Genomic DNA, 20,780 nt, shown 5'->3' with positions numbered 1-20,780 from the left:
GCCTCATCGGTCGGAAACTGGCTCCGGAAATTAATGACAGAAATTTCAATATTGAAATATGTTTCAATTTTACATACCTTCACCTTGCCTGACGATGAGACCTGCGCGTCTCACGACTTCAATCACAACAAGGGCTCGAGATGAACAACAACAAGAAAGGTTCCGAATTGCCTCCCACCGATGTCGATGTGCTGGTCGTCGGTAACGGTCCGGTAGGGGCGACAATCGCGGCGCTGCTCGGCCGCTATGGTGTAAAGACACTGGTGTTGGACAAGACCCATGAGGTCGTACTGATGCCCCGCGCCATTGCTTTGGACAACGAGGCGCTTCGCATCCTGCAATTGGCCGGATTGTCGGAAGACGCTTTCGAGAAGATCGTTATCCCTGAAGTGAAGATGCATTCCCCGGTCCTCGGTCAATTCAGTCGGGCCAATACCGCGGGGTGCATCGACGGCCATCCCAAACTGGTGACGTTCTATCAACCTGACCTCGAACACGCGATGCGCAACCAGGTTTCCCGGCTGAAGTCAGTGACCAGCCTGGGTGGGTTCGAGCTTGAGAATCTGGTCGAGGAGTCGGAGGGTGTCGTGGCCTCCGTACGGGACCAGGATGGCCATGTGCATTCCGTTCGTGCCCGATACCTGATAGGTGCGGATGGTGCCAGCTCCAGGGTCAGGGGTTTGATTGGCCAGGAATTCGAAGGACAAACCTATGCGGAGGATTGGCTGATTGTCGATACCAGGAACCGGCATCAGTCAGCGATTGATCACGTTGAGTTTCTCTGTGATCCACAGCGCCCAACGCCGCACATGCCCGCTCCCGGCGGAAGGGAGCGTTGGGAGTTCATGCTGCACCCGGGCGAATCCCGGGAAGAGCTGGAAAGTCCGGAAAGCATCGCCCGGCTGATCGCGCCATGGATCAATCCGCAGGAGCTGGAAATCGAGCGCAAGGCGGTGTATCGATTTCACGCGCGCTGCTGCAACCGATTCAGCAAAGGGCGAGTCTTTCTCGCCGGGGATGCCGCCCACATCACTCCGCCTTTTGTCGGGCAAGGTCTCGTCGCGGGACTTCGAGATGGCGCCAACCTTGCCTGGAAACTGGCCTGGGTCCTTCACGGCCAGGCCGCGCCTTCAATACTCGATACCTATGACGTAGAGCGCCGGCCCCATGCCCAGGCGATGATCAATCTGGCGAAACTCATGGGCCGTCTGGTGATGCCGAGAAACAAGGTCGCCGCTTTTTTCATCCACGGCATAATGCGTACGTTGGCGTTGACGCCCGCTTCCAGAAAGTACTTCGAACAGTTGGACATCAAGCCGAAGAACATCTTCAAAAGCGGTTTGTTCGTGCAGCATCGTCGTGGCGACAAACTGATTCGTGGCAGTCTGTTTCCCCAGGCCTGGGTTCGCAACACGCAACAGCGGATCCAGCTGAGCGATGATGCGCTTGGACACAACCTGACCCTGGTCGGGTTCGGTGTTGACCCGTTATCACTGCTGAGCGCTGCTCAGGTCTTTTCCTGGATAAAGATGGGCGGTTACTTCTTGCAGATCGGACCCTGCGGTCAGCGCTCCGAGAGCGGTTGCGACTTCATCGAAGACCTGAACCATGACATCCTGCCGCTGGCTGCCAAAGGCACGCTCGTCGCGATCCGTCCCGACCGTATCATCATGCACCACGCTCCCGGCGCAGAGGCGGGCAGTCTGGTTCGAGACTGCCTGATCCTGATGGCTAGCGCCGATTCCACTGCCGATAGCGTTTCCATTACCATCAACGAGCCCCCTCGGTTAAGAGCGTGAAGATGCCGTCCCCCACTTTTCCTTCAGAAGTAACTGCGCAAGAGCCTCTCACTCGAGGCCACAAGAAGCGTGAACGCACCCGTCGCGGCCTGGTGGATGCGGCATTGCGTCTTGTCGCGCGCAAGGAGGTGGGGGAGATTGCACTGCTCGAGGTCGCTGCGGAGGCTGCGGTATCCAACGGCACCATCTACAACTATTTTCGCACGCGCGACGAAGTACTCGAGGCGGTTGGCATCGCCATGGCGTCCGAGTTCTCCGATGCCATTTCCGCCTTGAGTTCGGACGTGCACTGCGGCGCACAACGGCTTTCGATCGGCGTGCGCATGTTCGTCCGTCGGGCCGCCTACGACCATCAATGGGCCAACGCACTGCTGCGCATCATCCACTGCGATCAGGCCATGCGCTCGCGCATGGCTGACCATGTGCTGGGCGACCTGCGTGAAGGTCTGCGCGCGGGCACTTTCGCTTACGAGGACGAAGGGGTCGCCCTGGACATGGTCGTATCGTGCACAACCGGAGCCATGCGCTCGGTTGTCGAGGGGCGTGCGGCGGCGGAGCATGATCTGTTGGTCGCCGAGATGATTCTCAAGGCTCTGGGCGTAACACCGGCCAGAGCGAAGAAAATCGCCGGCAAGCCGCTACCTTAGCCCTGAGGTCATTCTCGATTCGCCAGGCCTTCTGCTGAACGTTCATGTTCATTTCTGTCGGTGAATAGAACTCCAAATCTTATCGTGGACCTTGAAATAACATTCGAGGAATCCGTTTTTATGCGGCATAGAACGGTTTTCTTGGATGGTTTCGTTCTTGATTCAAAAAACCTTGTTGACTGCAACTGAACACGCGTGTTCAATTGGGTCATAGGGTAATTTTGGAGAGAGAACGTGCAATCCCTGAATCCGACACAGCGCCGCATTCATCAAGCCGCCTTCCGCCTGTTCGCTGAAAGAGGCACCTCCCAGGTGAACATCCTTGACCTCGCACAAGAGGCAGGAGTAGCGCGCGGAACGATCTACAGCAACATCGACAGCATGGAAAACCTGTTCGAGGCGGTTGCCAGCCATCTCGCCAGGGAGATGCATGAGCGCGTCAACAAGAGCTTCGACGCTCTCACCGATCCAGCTCAGCGCCTTGCCAATGGCATTCGACTCTTCATTCGTCGCGCTCATGAGGACTCCCATTGGGGGGCGTTCATCCATAAGTTCGCCATGAGCAATGCTTCGTTGCGCGAAATGTTCAGCAGCCAGGCGACGACCGATCTTCTGAGCGGACTTTCCAGTGGGCGGTACACGTTTGCGCAGGAGCAATTGCTCTCTGTTTTGACGCTGATATCGAGCAGTGTGCTGGGCTCGATTTTCCTGGTGCTGGAAGGGCATAGGACCTGGCGCGAATCGGGCTCTGACACGGCCGAGCTGGTGCTGCGGGCATTGGGTGTCGCACCAGAGGAGGCTCGTGCACTGGCGACTACAGAGCTGCCAACACTTCCTTCTCTCGACTAGTTCGTAAGCCGATTCAACTAAACGCCTCTGGATTTTCAGGGGCGCGGGGACGGCTTTACCCTAAAAACCCGGAAAACAAGAACAATGAACAACAAAAACCAATTGCACCGGTTGGCAACGCAACAACCCGCCCGGCATCCACAGCCGACGGTGAAGGCCCAGGGGCTGACTCATCTGATCTTTCAAAGGCCGGACTTGAACGAGGCGGCGCGGTTCCTGTCGGACTTCGGCCTGACAGTCAGTCAGCAGGATGCCGATACGCTTTATCTGCGCGCCACCGACCCCGCTGCGTACTGCTACCGCGTCCATCGTGCAGAACAGGCACGTTTTGTCGGGTTCGCACTGGCAGTCCAGTCGCTTAAGGATCTGCAAAAACTGACGCGAATCCCAGGCGCGTCAGCGGTCGAGAAATCGGAACATCCGGGTGGCGGGTATTGCGTCAGACTGACTGATCCTTCCGGTTTCATCGTGGAAGCTGTTTGCGAGCAAACTCCAGGTAAAGCGCTGGTACACAGAGCGCCTCTTCCCTGGAATCTGGCGCAGGAGCAACCGCGAATCAACGCCACGCAGCGCTCACCGATTGCTCCCCCTGAAGTGCTCAGACTTGGCCACATCGTCATCGAAGTGGCCGACTACCAGGCGACCTGTGCCTGGTACACGAAGCATTTCGGGTTTATTCCCAGCGATGTGCAGGTGCTCCCCGATGGCACACCTATCGTTACCTTCATGCGCCTTGACCTCGGTGATGTTCCCGCGGCTCACCATACGCTCGCGATAGCGCAAGGGTTCATGGCCACCTATAGCCATAGCGCCTATGAGGTCGTCGATGCCGATGCGGTGGGAATGGGGCAGCGCGTCCTGCGCGAGCGCGGTTGGGAGCACTCATGGGGAATCGGCCGACACATTCTGGGCAGTCAGATCTTCGATTACTGGCAAGACCCCTGGGGCGACAAGCACGAGCATTACTGCGACGGGGATGTGTTCACGGCCGTACAGCCTACGGGCATTCATCCCGTGAGCCCGGAGGCCATGGCGCAGTGGGGGCAGCGCATGCCCAAGAGCTTTACAAAACCCAGGATGAGCTTGAGCAAGCTGCGTGCGCTGATCCGTAACCTGCGACGCAGCCCGGACCTGACCCTTCGCAAGTTGTTAACGCTCATGCGGATGTTCGGGTAGAGCTGTCAGCCCCTCCACAGAACAACACCATAGGTCTCGCGCCGCCGAGCGCGGGACAAACGCTGCTCCAGGAGTACCCCCAATGTCCGCTGTACACGTTGTCCGCTTTGAATCTCAGAACGGTATCCACTGGGGCGTGCTACGCCAAGGCCGTATCACGGTTGTCCCCGGTGTTTTTGAAAGCACCGGTGATTTCATCCGCCAGAACAGCATCGACGATCTCGCTCAACTGAAGGGTACGGAGTTGGATGAAGGCGAAGTGAAACTGCTGTCGCCGGTGACCCGTAACCAGCAGTTCGTCTGCCAGGGCGCCAATTACCGTCAGCACATGATCGAGTCGGGCATGGACCCGGATGCGAAGAAGTTCAACATGATCTTCACCAAGGCGACCAGTTGCCTGGTGGCGGCGGACAGCGACCTGATCAAGCCGCGCACCGTGCGTTTCCTTGACTACGAGATCGAGCTGGGGCTGGTGATGAAGCGCGCGATCACCGGCGCTATTGCGGTCACCGACGCCAATCTGCATGAGTTCATCGCAGGCGTCGTCATCGTCAATGACTACTCGGCTCGCGACATTCAGATTCCCCAGATGCAGTTCTACAAGGGCAAGAGCTTCCGCACATTTGGCCCGGTCGGTCCGTACCTCTGTCTTCTGGATGCCAAGGACATGCATTACCTCAAGGCACTGCAACTGCGCCTGACAGTCAACGGCCAGGTGCGACAGAACGACAGCACGGCCAACCTGGTTTACGGCCCCGCTGAAACCCTTACCGAACTCTCCGCCGTGCAAGATCTCGCTGTTGGAGACCTGATTGCCACCGGTACGCCTGCCGGCTGTGCACTAACCGTCCCTTCGCCTGCCAAACAGCGCATTGCGGCCCTGATGCCAGAAGCTACCAAGTGGAAGCTGTTCCTCAAGGCGCAGGAAAGCCGGCCGCAGTATCTCAAGCCAGGTGACGTGGTCGAGGCGCGCATTCGCAGTGCCGATGGTGTGATCGACCTCGGCGTGCAACGTAACCGAGTCGTGGAGGAAGCCTGATGACAGTGCAGCCCCTGAATGACATCGAAAGTCTTGAACGAGTCCCCTTGTCGGAGCGTGGCCTGGCCTCCAGCACTTATGAAGCGCTGCGGCAGGCGGCCGAGCGCACCCCTCAGGCGCCGGCGCTAAGCTTCTTCGCCAATGCCGCTGATTTCAGGCGCACCAGCGAGTGGAACTACTCCCGGCTCTTCGCGGACATCACCCGCGCGGCGAACGCCTTCCATGGCCTGGGCATCAAACCGGGCGAAGTGCTTGCCTTCATCCTGCCCAACCTGCCGGAAACCCATTTCACGATATGGGGCGGGGAGGCGGCTGGCATTGTCATGGCGATCAATCCTCTGCTCGAGGCCAAGCAGATGTCTGGCTTGCTCAATGCCGCGAAGGCCTCCGTGGTGGTGACGCTTGCACCGACTCCGGGTAGCGATCTGTGGTCCAAGCTGGCTTCGCAGCTGGATCAGTTACCCGCGCTCAGGTCTATCGTTTGGGTCAGCATGGAACCCTATGTCGCCGAACCTGTGCGCGGGATCCTGCAAGTCATGGCATTGAAGGAACGAGACTTACACAACGGTATCGCGATCCATGATTGGCAATCGCTGATGAATACTCAGCCGCACACACACCTGAATAGCGGTCGGCAAATTCGCCAGGATGAGTGCTCTTCCTACATTTGTACGGGCGGCACCACCGGGCTCCCCAAGATTGCCGCGCGAACCCATGGCTCGGAAGTATTCAATGCATGGGCCATGGCTGCTCACATGCAGCCGCGCAGCAGTGGCCAGGTTATCTTTTGTGGCCTGCCGCTGTTTCATGTCAATGGACAAATGGTGACTGGCCTGATGCCTTGGACTCAAGGCGACCATGTGATCCTCGGGACGCCTCAAGGGTATCGTGGCGATGGAGTGATCCCTCGATTCTGGGAGATGGTCGAGCACTTTGGTATCAACTTCTTTTCCGGCGTGCCAACGGTCTATGCCGCACTTCTGCAAAGTGAATGGCAGGGCCGCGACCTGTCCAGTCTTCGCTACGCAATGTGTGGCGCGGCACCCATGCCGGCCGAGCTTCTCCGAGAGTTCGAGCGCCGGACCGGGTTAAAGATCCTTGAAGGTTACGGCCTGACTGAGGGCGCCTGCGTTTCCTCAATCAATCCGCCCCATGGCGAGCGCCGTATCGGCTCCATCGGGATACGGATCGCCTACCAGAATATGCGCGCGGTCGTGCTCAATGATGCGGGTGAGTACCTGCGCGACGCCAGCGTGGATGAGATCGGGCTCATCACGATCAGTGGTCCGAACCTCTTCGATGGCTATCTGGAGGAGAGTCATAACCGGGGCCTCTGGATCGATATCGACGGTCAGCGCTGGCTGAATACGGGTGATTTGGGTCGCCAGGATGCGCAGGGTTACTTCTGGCTGACCGGGCGCAAGAAGGAGTTGATCATCCGCGGCGGCCACAACATCGATCCCAAGCAAATCGAGGAGGCTCTGCAGGCGCATCCCGCCGTTGCCCTGGCCGCTGCAATCGGCAGCCCCGACGTCTACTCGGGCGAGGTGCCGGTGGCCTACGTTCAACTGCGCCCCGGGCAACTTTGCAGCGCCGAAGAACTGGAGGCGTTCGCCCATCTCCACATCAGTGAGCGGGCAGCCGTTCCCAAGCGCATTGAAATCCTCGAAGCATTGCCACTGACTGCCGTGGGCAAGATATTCAAACCCGCTTTGCAGCAGCGGGAGATTGCCAGAGTCGTCCAGCAGGAAGCGGGGCGCCTGGGGCTTTCGGATGTTGCTGTTGAGGTCGTGCAGGACAATCGCCGTGGGCCTGTCGCCTGTATCCGGGCCGGAACCGACCAGGAAATCCTGGCGCCGCTTTTGGGGCGCTATAGCTTCCAGATCGAGTGGCTTGATTGAGTCCCTGACTCGCATCTGTAAATCCAGCCGTCATGCCCTGGCGCTGTTCCGCCAGGGCCTTTTTACACAACTTCGATCAACTCCAGCCGGCACTGAAAAGTGCACAGGAAGGCGAAGCCTTGCCTGCGTGCAATCAACAAAAACAATAAATAAGAGGTGGAAAATGAAACTCAATAGCCGTGTGATCCTGTGTCTCTCTGTTCAGCGAAAGTGTGCTGTCTGGATTAAGTTCACCAGTGCCATGGCACTGCTCAGCGCCTCGACAATTGCGGGCGCCAATGGCATTGGCCTGAACGAACAAAGTGCAAGCAGTGCGGGAACTGCTTATGCGGGGAGGTCGTCATCCGCGCTGGACGCCAGCACCATTTACGGAAACCCCGCAGGCCTGACCAAGTTGCAGCGCAGTGAGATTTCTGGCGGGGCCGCAGTCGTCTCGGTGAGCGACGACATCAGTGATGCGCAAAGCAGTGCCGCAGGAACGAACAAGGGGGACTCGGTACCTTTAGGGGTCGTGCCTTTCGCCTATATATCGACACCGCTTGATGATCGTTTTTCGATGGGGCTGGGCCTCTATGCGCCGAGTGGTCTGATCAATGACTACGAGAGCACTTTTCAGGGTCGTTACCATGGTTCCTATAGCACCACCAAAGAGATAACCCTGCAGCCCACACTGGCCTATCGGATCAATGATTACGTGGCCATTGGTGGCGGACCGACCCTGAACCATTTCGATGCAAAGCTTCAGAACTACATGGCAACCGGCGCCCTGAATAACGGCCAGGACACACTGGTTACCATCAAAGGCGATGACACGGCAGTTGGCTACAACGTTGGCCTCTTGATTGACTTCAGTGAGGCAACCCGTTGGGGGATTACCTATCACTCGAAAGTGAGCTATCACCTCAAAGGGCATACAGAGGTTTCCGGCTCCCCGAGCATTGTTCCGCTGGACGGAAACTATGGCACCCAGATAGATCTGACGATGCCCGAATCCGTGGATACGTCCATCACCCATCATTTCAATAGCCGCTGGACCGGATACCTGGGGGCCACCTGGACACGCTGGAGCCGGATCCAGAAGGTCGAGGCAAACAATAGCGGTGTTTCCGCCATGGGCCAGGCTGCCGGCCTGGGGCGTGTGGCCGAACAAATGAACTGGCATGACACCTGGTCCACCGCGATTGGCACCTCCTATCAATTGAACCCGCAATGGCTGATACGCGCAGGCTATGCCTATGACCCGGCGCCCGTTGGAAATGCCGATCGCAGCGTGCGCGTTCCGGTCGGGAATCGCCAGGCCGTGACCTTGGGCGGCGCTTATTCGCCAAACTCCGATCTGACGATCGACTTTGCTTATGGTTATCTCTGGGACTCAAAAGCCTCCGTAACGCACTCGAACGACTCCGGTCTTCAGCCTGAATACAGTGCCCATTACGAAAATAGTGCGAATGGAATTTCAGTGCAGGCAACGTATCGGTACTAACCGTCGCCCCCCCTAAGCCCAATGAAGGTCAGTTAAGCAATTTCAGTCGCGATGCATTCTTTGTTGTAGCAGCTGCCGAGCTCGGCAGCTGCTACAGATCGCATTACGGCTTTACCGACTGGTGTTGCCCCCACAACCGCGTCAGTAAACAGGGCCCGCTTCGCTACCGCTCTATCAGTTTTTGCACTCCGCCAACACCACATGGCAGGTAGTCGGCGTACCACCGGATTGGCCGGCATAGCGTATGCAATTATTCATGGACTTCTGGCGAGCCATGTCCAGGGTGGAGCCCCAAGCCAGGCCGCCCTCGCCGGCAGTGGGTAGCGCTTTTGCATAGCAGCTTGAGCCGGCGCTTGAGGCCGAATAGCGGGCCGTGGAAGTTTTGCCCGCACATCCTGCAGTCAGCGCCAGGTTAATGGCGAGCAGGGAAGGGAGGATCCATGACGAGCATTGGCGCGCTGTTTTGCCGATCATCCCATTTTCCCCTGCATCAAGAGGCTGGAGGTGTGTTTGTGGTCGTGCTCTATTCAGATTAGACGGTGTGCGCCTGCCTTGGCTAAAACGGCTCGTTAAATAAACGAGCCGTTGTTGTGACGGTGTTCATCGGGGCCAGTGCACGGACGTCGGATCACCTCAAAGGTGATCCGCATCAATCACAGCCTTGGCGAACGCCTGCGGATCTTCCTGCGGCAGGTTGTGGCCGATGCCGCCGCTGATCAGCCGGAACTCGTATTGACCGGTGAAGCGCTTGGCGTAATCCTCGGGGGCAGGGTGCGGCGCGCCGTTGGCATCGCCTTCAAGGGTGATGGTCGGCACGCTGATGGAAGGCGCCGTGGCCAGTTTCTGCTCGAGCGCATCGTATCGGGTCTCGCCCTGGACCAGGCCCAGCCGCCAGCGGTAGTTGAACACGGTGATGTCGACATGGTCGGGGTTGTCCAGCGCCTTGGCGCTGCGGTCGAAAGTGGCGTCATCGAACGCCCATTTCGGCGAAGCCAGTTGCCATATCAACTTGGCGAAGTCGTGGGTGTTTTTCTCGTACCCGGCGCGACCGCGATCGGTGGCGAAGTAAAACTGATACCACCACTGCAATTCAGCCTTGGGTGGTAGCGGGTTCTTGCCGGCCGCCTGATTGCCGATCAGATACCCGCTGACCGAGACCAGCGCCTTGACCCGTTCTGGCCATAGCGCCGAGACGATGTCGGCCGAGCGCGCGCCCCAATCATAACCACCGAGCACGGCTTGTTTGATCTTCAGCGCATCCATGAAGTCGATGACGTCACTGGCCAGCGCAGCCGGTTGGCCATTGCGAACGGTTTTATCGGACAGAAAATGCGTATCGCCATAGCCACGTGCATACGGCATCAGCACTCGATAGCCCTTTGCAGCAAGCAAGGGGGCGACCTCGTCATAGCTGTGAATGTCGTATGGCCAGCCGTGCAGAAGAATCACCACCGGCCCGTCAGCCGGGCCCGTTTCGGCGTATGCCACGTTCAGCAGCCCGGCATTGACATGCTTGAGCGGGCCGAACGGGGAGGGTGTTGCATGAGTGGCGCCAGCATTGATCGCCGTTGGCTGCGTGGCTGCGGTCGTTTGTGCGTGGGCCGCACCGAGAACGCTGAACAGGGTAAACGCGAGGATCGACGAGCCGACCAGGCGGTGGCGGGTTTTGCCGGTTTTGTTCTGCAGTGCCATCTTCATGTGATGTCTCCGTTGCAAGCCGTTGGCCAGGGGTTCTGGCTGAGCCCCTTGAAACCTTGCTTGCATTCGAACGCGGCGACGTATCTGGCCTGTGTCGAATCGCAGGCCAGGTGCAAAACCATGTATCAAGAGGCTGGTCAGACACACTGTGATACACAGCAGGGCGTACAGAGCCTGTTTCTGGTTAACTACACCTCTTCAAATTATGGAGATGTGTAGATGGCCGAAGGAGTTTTGAAGTCGAAGCTGGTCAATTTTCTGGTGGCCGACGCCCAGTTGAATCACGACAACGTAGGCGATCTATTCTCCATAGCCGGGAGTGGCAGTGTGGGCGCGTTGGCCGGGGTGCTGGAGGCCTTCAAGAACGCATACGGAGGGTTGTGGGTTGGTGGGAAGTTAGTGGTTACCGAAACCATGGTTCGCCTGAACGCCAATGCCATGAACCGCCTCGTTCAGGATGGGACCCTGGATATTGAACTCCCATTGGCAATGATCCGAAAGGTCAGCGTTGAAGGTGGGTTTGTGACGAAGATCGTCCGTCTGGATACCGACGCTGGCAGCGTTAAATTTCGCTGTTACGGTGCGAAGGACGTCGCCTCGCTGATAGAGAAGTTGACCCTCTCGGCGGCCTCGATACCCCCCCGGGGGCCATTGAAATTAAAGTTCAGCCACGTCGATGTTCTCGTCAAAGACCTCGAGGAAGCGTGCAAGTATTACGCTCGTGTCTTTAGCGCCAAAATTTCAAAGACACTTGATTGGCAGCGCGACGGTTTGCATGTGCGCTATGCGATCGTCAAGTTCGGAACGGAGCGCATTATGCTGGTGCAACCGATTACCGGAAATCTCAAGGCTCTGATGGACGCCAACGGCGAAGGCACGATCTACCGGCACTGTTATTCCACACCTGATATTGAGGCAGCCTACGACGAATTGATCGACGCAGGCGTCCAGCCGGAAAATGAGAACGGCCAGCCGCTGTCTCGCGATAATCTCCAGTCGCCAAGTGGGACACGCATACTCTGGTTACCGAAACGCTTCGGGCATTTTTCTATTGAGCTGCTTGAAGAGAAGGAGCTGGAGGCATTTATCAAGGATGCATTTGCCGAGGAGAGATGAGGGAGGACACTCGGCATTGCCACGCTGACTAGCCGATTGGTCTTGGCTCCACGTTATAGCGAGCGGATGTCGAGACCGACCCCATAATCTCGTCGATAAAGGGGGCCTTCCGTGCCAGGTATTCACCTATGCCGCCGGTGTTGTTTGCTTCCAGTTCAAGCTTCAAGTCCTGATACCTCTGGCGAAGCACAGGGTTGCTCCTGAGCAAATCACGAAAGCGGAGCATTCTTTCGATTTGACCGTGGCCGGTGATACAAACGTGGGCCTTGTGTGTCCGCACACCGTCAACATCGCGACGATAAAAATGGTGTCCTGCCGACAGATCGCTTCCCCGTGCATACCCTAGCCCACGCATGACAGTGTCTCGGAGGGATTCGTTTCGATGCTGCGCAACCTCGACCAGGAGGTCGATCTCTGGTTTGGCGGCGAGCTCGGGAACGGCGGTGCTTCCGACATGATGAATGGCTACAAGCTCAGTGCCGAACGCCTTCGCGATCTGCTCTTTGGCGTTAAGGAAGAGCGAGGGCCATCGACTGTCGTAGAGGGAAATCTTGCTGGTTAGCGCCATGGTACTTTTTCCTTGTGTCCGCGGGCCTGGTGATACGGACACTCCAAGCGTGCGCGCTCTACACGCCGCCATACAGCATCCATGCGAGGGCGGGATGTTAGCGCTTCCAATATGCAGCAGCTATCAAAGTTGGGAGACCGGGGATTTGGCTGCTGACGCACCGACCCAGCGTAATTGCCTTGAGCACCCAATACCCGACTCGGTAGCAGATGACGCCGAGCACAATCTCCATGAGCATTTTCACGGCACTTCCTTCGGCTGCTTTTTTGACTGAGTCTGGCAGAGGTTGAGGGAAATAAAATGTCAGATTTCGACCGATTCTGTTGAAAAAGTCGGTTTTTCTGAACTGTCCGCATACTGACCACTGAAAACGTCTTTTTTGCGCGTTACTACGCGAAATCTGAGTCCGGAATCCTCTGCTCAATGTAAAGATTTCAATCTCAAGCGCGTACTTTTCTACAGTGGAAACCATGGCCGACTTTTTCAACAGAATCGACCCAGGCTGTGTGAAAACGCGCTAAATACGTTGAAAACTAAGAGTCGCGAGGGTCGCCTGTGGAATCAGCGGGCGAAAGCGCGAATTGCCCTAGTCAGCTATATAGGCATTCGTAATGCTGTTTGGGCCGCGTCAGCGGCACAAACAGCCACTCACGGACGATCAAGCAGCTGGATTCACGCCCTGATCGCTTCAAGGAGTCCTGCGATGCCGAAGATGCTCATCATTCGTTTGAGGTTGTAGGCGAGCACATGAAGGCTCATCTCAGTGCTCACCCTCGGCAGGGTTTTGGTCAGGAAGTGGGTACTTCCCATCCAGTACTTGAGCGTTCCAAAAGGATGTTCAACGGTCTGTCGCCGAACCCTCATCATCGCTGGATCATGCTCTAGCCGAACCTGCATCGCATCGACTACCGCTTCATGTTCCCAGCGCTTCACACGGCGCTCCTTACCTGTCGTACATTGCTTTTGCATTGAGCAGGACTGGCAGCCCGAGAAGTAGTAACAATGCAATAACATGCCGTCTTCCATCGACGAATGCCGCCTGGTGAGTAACTGCCCCGCAGGGCATCGATACTCGTCCGACGCAATAAGATAGATGAAATCCTGCTTACCAAATCGGCCTTCGGCTTTGCTGCCAGATGTGAGGGGTTTCGGTACGAAGGTAGTGATGCCAGCCTGCTCGCAGGCAAGGATTTCCAGACCCTTGTAATAGCCTCGGTCGGCTACCACCGTTAGCGATTCAGCCTCGATTTCTTCACGCGCCTGGTTCGCCATATTGCTCAGTTGCGTCCGGTCATTGCCAACGTTGGTCACCTCATGGGCAATGATCAGATGGTGTTTGTCGTCGACAGCTGTTTGTACGTTGTAGCCAACCGTTCCGGTACCTCGGCCGCTCGTGGCCATTGAGCGTGCATCTGGATCGGTAAGAGAGATTTGTTGGTCTGGACTGTCGTGAAGCTGCGCCTCGATGTCCTTGAGTTTCTGCATCTGCTTTTTCAGCGTTTCTATCTTTTCTTTCAACCGCTCGGCCTTGGCTTCAGCTACTTCGGGTGTTGCCCGATCCGCCGAATCCATCGCCGCCAGATATCGATCAATGCTCTGCTCGATCTGCTGCATGCGTGCCTTCACCTTGCCCTGAGTGAAGTTGCGGTCGCGATTATTGACGGCTTTGAATTTGCTGCCGTCGATGGCGATGATCGATTGAGAGAAGAGATTGAGGTTGCGACAAAGCACCACAAATTGCCGGCAGACACTGCGAATAGCCTTGCCGTTATCCTTGCGAAAGTCGGCAATGGTTTTGAAGTCCGGGGCCAAACGCCCCGTCAGCCACATCAACTCGACGTTACGCTCGGCCTCCCGTTCCAGCCGGCGGCTGGACTGAATCCGATTGAGGTAGCCGTAGATATAGATCTTCAGCAAGATCGCTGGATGGTAGGCCGGACGGCCCGTTGCAGCAGGATCAACGCCTTCAAACCCAAGTGCACCCAGGTCGAGTTCATCGACGAAAACGTCGACCACTCGCACTGGATTTTCTTCGGCTACGTAATCGTCCAAGCACTCCGGCAGCAACGTGACTTGCGTCCGAGCCTCACCCTCAATGAATCGCTTCATGATCGCCCCCGATACGATCTAGACGATCAGAAGGTTAGACAATCACTGGCGTTTTCACACAGCCTGGACCCATAGCTGACTTTCGCTTGGACGAATCCTGAGTGCTTTGGCATTCCTGGTGGGAATGCAATGCATAAAATTAATGAATTTTTATTATCACTGTTTATGATCTAAGTTGATTCAAGGACATGGAGAACCGCCTTGAAATCACCACTTAACTCAGCTGAAAAGTTTGATAACGCTCGGGCCAATGAGTACGGACGACAGAGCCGTATCGCACTGGCAGGTTATGACGCCTGTCAGGACTTGGTGGCGTGCATGCTCGCGGCAAGCCTTGGAAATATGGGCTCGGCAAAAATTCTGGTAGTCGGCGCTGGCGGTACGGCGCAGGAGATCATCGCGATGGCCAGGCTTGAGCCGGGCTGGCGCTTCACCGCCGTTGATCCATCTGAGCCGATGCTGGAAACCGCGAAACAGCAGTTAGTCGTAAACAACGTGCTTGAAAGAACGGACGTGCATCTTGGGCACGTTGAAGACTTGGCCGCAGATGAGCCCTACGACGCAGCCACTTTGATCGGTGTACTCCATCATCTCGATGGGGATGATGCCAAGAGAGACATTTTACGATCCATTCGGGCTCGTCTGAAACCAGGGGCTCCGCTGATTGTCGCCGGCAATCAATATGCCTATGCCGGCCAGCCGTTGCTCCTCGCTGCCTGGGGGCAACGTTGGCGGCAGCACGGAGCCAGCCCGGATGAAGTAAAAGTCAAACTTGGGAAAATTCTTCAAGGCGCTGACCCTCCACATTCTGAGGCGGCTGTTCAGAAGCTTTTGCATGATGCGGGTTTTGGGGACGCTACCCGTTTTTTCAGCAGCCTGTTCTGGGGTGCTTGGTTAACGTGTAAAACAGTCTGAACAGCGATCTGAGTGGCAGCTCCTGGCCGATGTCTGCCTGTTGCGAAAGGCTGCAACCCTGAGCGGACACTCGTCAATGTCTGTCAGGGGCGAAAGCTGCTTGCTCCGCTATTGCAGCGGCACATACACATCAGTTTGCCATTGATCCTGCGGCGTCTCGGGATAGACGCTCAGGTAATTGAAGAACAGCGGGTGGTCACGAAGCTCTTCTCCACTGGCAGGAAGCCAATCGCGGTAAATCGGATAGATCGTTTCGCCGATGTGATCCGGTGACCCCACGTGTCGCACCACGATGCAGCGACCGCCAGGAATGACGATCTCGTGCACACCGAACTCATTCGGCGCCACTGCCTCGTGAATCTCGCCGCAGATTGCGAAGCGGAATGCTTGTGGAGGTGTCGTATCGGGGTTGCCATAGGGAATACCGAAGGTGCGACTCGATGCCACTGGCGACTGTCCGCTCTGCATACGCCACTCGATGAACGTGCGCACGCTCTCATTGACGAGCCCGGCGGGTCCGCAGTGTTCAAGCGCTGCTACCCTGATTTCAGGGAATTCCACGATTCGTACTTGCATGATGATAGTCCTGGAAAAGTGAGGGATTGCGAATACCGCATTCCAGACCTGCCAGTTCGGTTCCTTCATGAACGCACTCGGCGTCATACCGAACGCCCGCCTGAACGCCCTGCAAAATGCCTCGGGGCTTTCAAAGCCGGCACCGAGTGCGGCGTCCAGTACCGAGGAATCAGCGAGGGCGGCCAAGCGATGCGCCGCGCGTCGTAGCCGCATCAGTTGCACATAACGTGAGACAGGCACGCCTGCGAACGCGGTGAATTGTCGATGGAAGTGAAACACCGAAAAGTTCGCCACATGACTCAACGTCTTCACCGACAGGTCACCTTCGAGATTGGCATCAATGTAGGCGAGTACGGCGTTGAAGCGTTTTGTGTAAGCGAAGTTGCTCGGCATGTCAGACACTGGGAAAAGGTTCCTGGAGGTACGGTCGGCAATAGAGTCGACTATATCGGCGTGAGCGCGCCTAGCCGCGTTTGCTCAAGGTACGTTTTGGGTTGGTGAATTCACAACCCAAAGCGGACAGACCGACCCAGTCTTGAGCCGATCTATCAATGCCGGTTAAAAATGCCAGTCCTCAGCGCGAACGACACGACAGAATGGACCCGCCAGGGTCGCATTGTGATGAGCGATGATATTTTCGGCCGTCAACACAGGGGTATCGGAGCAGGTATGACCATCGGCGATCAGCACTGCATCGAATCCAAGATCGCGTGCGGCGCGGCAGGTGCTGTCGACACAATACTGGGTCTTCATTCCGGCAATAACCACACCCTGAGATTCACAAGCTTTCAGCCGATCGGCCAGGTCAGTCATGGTGAAAGCGTTGGGTCGGTTTTTTTCGAAGATAACTTCGTCGCCTTGTAGCAGCAGTTCCGACACCAGTTGCGTCAACGGGCTCGCAGGTTCGATGGGCGAGCCAGGTGGACCGACGTGGCGAGCAAGGAAAATTGGCGCGCCAGCCGTGCGGGCCTTGCTCAACAGGTTATTCAAAGTGTTCAGCAGCGCTTCGCCAGCCCATGGTTTATCCGGACCATGAAACAATCCAACCTGCATATCGAGAATCAACAGTGCGTACATAGTGCTTTCCTTGCGTTTGGACCAGCGACACAAGGGCAAAAGAAAAGGCCCTGTCCATCGCTGGCGGGCCTTTGAAGTTCGTGCGTTATTGGCTCACGACACCTCTCACGACCCGCCTTGGGCGGTCGTGGTCGTGGTGATCGAGGCAATGCGTGGCTGATTCATAAAGTGGACAGTATCTGCACGGTGCCTGGTTGGCAAGTCGGTGTGACCTGCGCGGCGGCTATTGCTTGGATTGATCGTTGAGGTGCGCATCTCAATAGAAGCGATCTTCCTGCTTCATGGCAAAAATGCGGCTGATTGTTCTGAACGAGATGCCAAGAAACAACAAGGCCAGCAACACTCCGCCAGTCATGATGAAAAAGCCGGGGCGGTAGGTGTGTAGCTCGGTTGTGATACTACTTACTCGCGGGAACCAGCGTGAATAAAGCAGCGAAATATCCTGACCCACTTCATATTGGGAGTGTTCGTCATAACGCTGGTCCTGGTATTCGCCTTCGTGAACTTGGCGGTCGTGATCGACATATTGGTAGCGAATTATTTTGACCATGCTGTTTCTAGGGATATCTTCCAGCTGCGTCACTGTGCCTGTGACCTCAGCCGCGCTCAATTGGATGATCGCATAGATGGATCCTTGGTGCCGTGCCATGGCGGCCAGTGATAGCAGCACACAGCAAGCAATGCTTAGCAGGATTACTCGGTTGTATAGGTGATCTTTTTCTGCTTCGCGTGGGTAAAACATCTTATGGTCCTTCGCATGAGGGCATTCAGCAGCCGTGTCGGCGACCAAACCGATTACTTGAGGCACTTCAGCGTTTATGGCCATTTGCGGAAATTCCGGCGGCGGGGGAGGCGGCGTGTCCTCGGATCGCACGGAGAGGGACTGAGCGTGCATGAGACACCGTATATCCAGTCCGATCGCAATCACTGAGTGAGTACTTCTGATCGACCGTTGCTGTTGTTGTGAGGGCAGCAATCGCCCCAAACAGCCATCGAGAAGAGACCCGATAGGGATACGCTAAAGTTATGTGGGTCGTCGATCAATAGTGACCTACTGTTCGTGCTGCTTCCGTCCCTGGAGGGCCTAATGCCGCCCATCACCACGCGCCTGGTGGCGCTGTTTGCTCTTTGCCTGACTCTTGTAGTACCCGCCCAAACCAACGCCTGCCCACCTGGCGAGAAACAAGTGTGCCTGGACGGCTGCATCTGCCTGCCAGATCTGGGGCAGATGCCCGATGGCATCTACCAGATCGCGGCACCTGCCCTGGCTCTGTGGTTGACCCAAGCCCGTGCTGAAGCAGCCAGCGCCGACATCCAACCCATCCCACTGCACATCCGGGAACAACTGCTGCGTTGGTACGACCCCAGCGTCCTCGATGTCGCGCGCTACAAGGTTAGCGACAACGGCCAATTCAGCGCCGCCACTGCCATGCTGCAAAACCCCGATGTCGGTGCCGTGACGCTGATCGACATCATCCTCTTCCGGGACGCTCAAACCGCAGAACAGAACATCGCGCTCTGGGCTCACGAACTAAAGCATGTGCAGCAGTTTCAGGAATGGGGGGTAGAAGGATTTGCCCAGCGGTATACACAAGATTTCAATGCTGTGGAGGCGCCGGCTTATGCCATACAGGCTGAGGTCAGACGGTTGGGCAATTCCACCCCTTGATCCCTAGGCTGCCCATTCAGCACTGACACACCAGAAACAAAGCAGCCGACAGACCCTTCAAGCCCGCCCAATCAACGCGTGCGATGGCGGGTGAGCAGTACCTGTACTTTCCCTGAACCTAAGGCTAGCGCCAGTAGAACCAGCAAGATCAAGGCCCAATTAGAGGGGCTTGGGTGTTGGCCGAGGATGACCATTGAGCTGACGATGCCAAATACCGGAATCAACAGCGATAACGGTGCCACGCGCGACACTGGGTATTCACGCAACAGCAGGTTCCACCCCCAGTAACTGAAGTGTGTCGCTGCGTAGACCTGGAAAGCGAGTGAAAAAAGCGTCATTGCATTGAGCTGCGAAGGTAGCGCCTTGAAGGGTGCCGAGCCATGCAGCAGCCACGTCAACAGCAAGAGCGGGATGGGTGGAAACAAGCTGGCCCATACCACGAAGGCGAAGATCTCACGTACCTTGGATACTTTGATGACAACGTTGCCAATGCTCCATGCCAATGCGCTGCCAATTACGAGTGCAAAACCTGCCCTCGACGCATCGCCGGGACTGCACAGTACCATCCCCCCCAACCCTACGGCCGCCAGCAAGCTGCCAACCAATTGAGGCTGACCCAGGCGTTCTCCGAAAAAGAGCACACCCCAGCCCAGCGTGAAGAATGCGCTGAGCTGGATCAACAGCGATGCGCTACCAGGTGGCACACCCCAAGCGATCCCCTGGTTGATCAAGGCCCACATGGCTACGCCAAAGATCAGCCCGTAGGCCGCCAACCACCGGAATGCAACGCGTGGACGCCCCACGAAAAATACCCAAGGCAAGGCGGCGAGCGTGAAACGCAACGCTGTCAACAACAGCGGGTCGATGCCGGCAAGCCCAAGTTTGGTCACGGGAAAGTTCAATCCCCAGACGGCCGTTACCAGCACGGCTAGTACAAGATGCTTCTTCTGCATGGTCAGTCTTTTCCCAGAGCCGAGCGGAAATGCTCGTGCCTGAAGAAATATGCAAGCAATCGACTTGGCCCGCTTTCAGTCACAGGCCAACGTTCATTAGAATCGGGCCATGCGAGAAATAACCATACCTCCCTACCAGAACACATCGCGCGATGCTGTCGTGACCGCACATGACTATGCGGACGGAACGCTGTTCCCGGTACACAACCATCAGCGTGGACAGTTCGCGTATGCCGCAAGGGGGGTCATTACCGTGTTTACCGATGACGGCAACTGGGTCGTTCCGCCCCAACGCGGCATATGGGTCCCGGCGCAGCTCCCCCACGCCATGCAGATGCGTGGCCCTGTCACCATGCACAACACCTATATCCGCAAGCAAGCTGCACAGCGACTCGGGCTACCGGGACAATGTCAGGTATTGGACGTGTCGCCGCTGTTGCGGCATTTGCTGTTGAAGGCAATGGATGTACCCGCGCACTATTCCACCCAAGGACGAGATGGCCATTTGATGGGATTGCTGCTGCATGAAATTGCCGGGATGCCTGCGCTTTCGCTCAATGCCCCGTTGCCAGCGGAGCCACGTCTTGCAATTGTGTGCCGCGAGTTCCTGGCCCTGCCTTCGCTGGAAATTGGTATCGACGAAATGGCTCAGCGCGCGGGGATGAGCCGCCGTACCTTTACCCGACAGTTTCGATTGCACACAGGCATCAGTTACATCGAATGGCGACAACAAGCCTGCCTGCTCGCAGCGATTGTTCGGCTCGGAAAAGGTCAGTCGGTCACACAGGTTGCAATGGTGTTGGGTTATAGCAGTTCAAGTGCATTCGCGACGGTTTTCAAGCGCTTGCTGGGAGAAGTGCCCAGTCGATACTTCGCAGATCAACAGGCCTAGGAGTCTTGGGGTGAGGCCGTTTTCGGCCCAGGCCGTGTAAAAACGCATTCGTCACTTTGAAGTCAGCGTTGCTACGTGAAATCTGACGTCGACCGTTTGGTAAGTAGACCTGAAATTTGCGAAGGGACGCGATTTTTGGGCTGTGTTAAGTCCGTCCGGTTCACCTCACGGGCAGCTATTGGCCGATTCTGTTGAAAAAGTCGGCTTTGGTAGTCATGGCAGAAAAGTACGCGTCTGAGATTGAAGTCCGTGTTTTGCGCAGAAGAGATTGGACTCAGATTTGACGTAGCAGCGTGCAAAAGAGGTGTTTTCA

General features: G+C 56.7%; 19 protein-coding genes. 11 read left to right on the top strand and 8 right to left on the bottom strand.

The features are described 5' to 3' along the window. The first annotated feature begins 140 nt into the window (after positions 1-140). The 7 genes from mhpA (at position 141) to AACY49_RS22370 (ending at position 8,894) form a co-directional block, all read left to right on the top strand. A complete protein-coding gene (gene mhpA, locus AACY49_RS22400) occupies positions 141-1,799 on the top strand; it encodes a bifunctional 3-(3-hydroxy-phenyl)propionate/3-hydroxycinnamic acid hydroxylase MhpA (RefSeq protein WP_339526511.1) in 1,659 nt (552 codons plus the stop codon). Between the two features lie 2 nt (positions 1,800-1,801). Then, on the top strand, positions 1,802-2,446 hold the full coding sequence (locus tag AACY49_RS22395) for a TetR/AcrR family transcriptional regulator (RefSeq protein WP_339526509.1): 645 nt from the start codon (positions 1,802-1,804) through the stop codon (positions 2,444-2,446). Between the two features lie 234 nt (positions 2,447-2,680). After that, positions 2,681-3,295, top strand: a complete 615-nt coding sequence (locus AACY49_RS22390) for a TetR/AcrR family transcriptional regulator (RefSeq protein ID WP_339526507.1) — start codon at positions 2,681-2,683, stop codon at positions 3,293-3,295. Between the two features lie 84 nt (positions 3,296-3,379). Further along, positions 3,380-4,471 carry a VOC family protein gene (locus AACY49_RS22385; RefSeq protein ID WP_339526505.1) on the top strand — a complete coding sequence of 364 codons (1,092 nt, stop codon included), beginning with the start codon at positions 3,380-3,382 and terminating at the stop codon, positions 4,469-4,471. An 82-nt stretch (positions 4,472-4,553) separates the two neighbouring features. Continuing rightward, entirely contained in the window at positions 4,554-5,510 is a 957-nt protein-coding gene (locus AACY49_RS22380) for a fumarylacetoacetate hydrolase family protein (RefSeq protein ID WP_339526503.1), read from the top strand. After that, a complete protein-coding gene (locus AACY49_RS22375; RefSeq protein WP_339526501.1) occupies positions 5,510-7,411 on the top strand; it encodes an acyl-CoA synthetase in 1,902 nt (633 codons plus the stop codon). The genes AACY49_RS22380 and AACY49_RS22375 overlap by 1 nt, the downstream gene beginning before the upstream one ends. A 163-nt stretch (positions 7,412-7,574) precedes the next feature. After that, on the top strand, positions 7,575-8,894 hold the full coding sequence (locus tag AACY49_RS22370) for an outer membrane protein transport protein (RefSeq protein ID WP_339526499.1): 1,320 nt from the start codon (positions 7,575-7,577) through the stop codon (positions 8,892-8,894). 174 nt (positions 8,895-9,068) lie between these two features. Here the strand turns inward: AACY49_RS22370 and AACY49_RS22365 are convergent, their stop codons facing one another. Together AACY49_RS22365 and AACY49_RS22360 are read right to left on the bottom strand one after the other, a co-directional pair. Beyond that, complete coding sequence (locus AACY49_RS22365; protein ID WP_339526497.1) at positions 9,069-9,368, bottom strand: hypothetical protein; 300 nt, start codon at positions 9,366-9,368, stop codon at positions 9,069-9,071. Positions 9,369-9,527: 159 nt separating this feature from the next. Next, positions 9,528-10,592, bottom strand: coding sequence for an alpha/beta fold hydrolase (locus tag AACY49_RS22360; RefSeq protein ID WP_339526495.1), 1,065 nt, complete (start codon positions 10,590-10,592; stop codon positions 9,528-9,530). 651 nt (positions 10,593-11,243) lie between these two features. Between AACY49_RS22360 and AACY49_RS22355 the strand changes: the two genes are divergently transcribed. Next, on the top strand, positions 11,244-11,708 hold the full coding sequence (locus AACY49_RS22355; protein WP_258700744.1) for a VOC family protein: 465 nt from the start codon (positions 11,244-11,246) through the stop codon (positions 11,706-11,708). A gap of 28 nt (positions 11,709-11,736) precedes the next feature. Here the strand turns inward: AACY49_RS22355 and AACY49_RS22350 are convergent, their stop codons facing one another. Together AACY49_RS22350 and AACY49_RS22345 are read right to left on the bottom strand one after the other, a co-directional pair. Then, positions 11,737-12,276, bottom strand: coding sequence for a GrpB family protein (locus tag AACY49_RS22350; protein WP_339526493.1), 540 nt, complete (start codon positions 12,274-12,276; stop codon positions 11,737-11,739). 672 nt (positions 12,277-12,948) lie between these two features. Continuing rightward, positions 12,949-14,385 (bottom strand): IS1182 family transposase, encoded by a 1,437-nt coding sequence (locus AACY49_RS22345; RefSeq protein WP_339526491.1) that lies wholly within the window; start codon positions 14,383-14,385, stop codon positions 12,949-12,951. Between the two features lie 201 nt (positions 14,386-14,586). Between AACY49_RS22345 and AACY49_RS22340 the strand changes: the two genes are divergently transcribed. After that, positions 14,587-15,300, top strand: a complete 714-nt coding sequence (locus tag AACY49_RS22340) for a class I SAM-dependent methyltransferase (RefSeq protein WP_339526489.1) — start codon at positions 14,587-14,589, stop codon at positions 15,298-15,300. 108 nt (positions 15,301-15,408) lie between these two features. Here AACY49_RS22340 and AACY49_RS22335 read toward each other — a convergent pair whose 3' ends face one another. The 3 genes from AACY49_RS22335 to AACY49_RS22325 all read right to left on the bottom strand — a co-directional run bounded on the left by AACY49_RS22335 (position 15,409) and on the right by AACY49_RS22325 (position 17,779). Continuing rightward, the gene (locus AACY49_RS22335; RefSeq protein WP_339526487.1) at positions 15,409-16,278 is read right to left on the bottom strand and encodes an AraC family transcriptional regulator; all 870 of its coding nucleotides are present in this window, start codon (positions 16,276-16,278) and stop codon (positions 15,409-15,411) included. A 156-nt stretch (positions 16,279-16,434) separates the two neighbouring features. Further along, a complete protein-coding gene (locus AACY49_RS22330; protein ID WP_339526485.1) occupies positions 16,435-16,953 on the bottom strand; it encodes an isochorismatase family protein in 519 nt (172 codons plus the stop codon). Between the two features lie 256 nt (positions 16,954-17,209). Continuing rightward, positions 17,210-17,779: a DUF3592 domain-containing protein gene (locus AACY49_RS22325; RefSeq protein WP_339526483.1), complete on the bottom strand. Its 570-nt coding sequence runs from the start codon at positions 17,777-17,779 to the stop codon at positions 17,210-17,212. 261 nt (positions 17,780-18,040) lie between these two features. Here AACY49_RS22325 and AACY49_RS22320 point away from each other — a divergent pair, with 261 nt between their 5' ends. Beyond that, complete coding sequence (locus tag AACY49_RS22320) at positions 18,041-18,622, top strand: eCIS core domain-containing protein (protein ID WP_339526481.1); 582 nt, start codon at positions 18,041-18,043, stop codon at positions 18,620-18,622. A gap of 71 nt (positions 18,623-18,693) precedes the next feature. Here the strand turns inward: AACY49_RS22320 and AACY49_RS22315 are convergent, their stop codons facing one another. Further along, the gene (locus AACY49_RS22315; RefSeq protein ID WP_258696308.1) at positions 18,694-19,575 is read right to left on the bottom strand and encodes an EamA family transporter; all 882 of its coding nucleotides are present in this window, start codon (positions 19,573-19,575) and stop codon (positions 18,694-18,696) included. Between the two features lie 109 nt (positions 19,576-19,684). On the opposite strand from AACY49_RS22315, the gene AACY49_RS22310 reads away from it, so the two are divergent. Then, a complete protein-coding gene (locus AACY49_RS22310; protein WP_258696307.1) occupies positions 19,685-20,467 on the top strand; it encodes an AraC family transcriptional regulator in 783 nt (260 codons plus the stop codon). Positions 20,468-20,780 lie beyond the last annotated feature (313 nt).

The organism is Pseudomonas sp. EL_65y_Pfl2_R96, from assembly GCF_963970905.1.
In the GTDB taxonomy this organism is placed as follows: Bacteria; Pseudomonadota; Gammaproteobacteria; order Pseudomonadales; family Pseudomonadaceae; genus Aquipseudomonas.
Note: the sequence above shows the minus strand (reverse complement) of the source record. Positions and strands in the feature narration are given on the sequence as shown.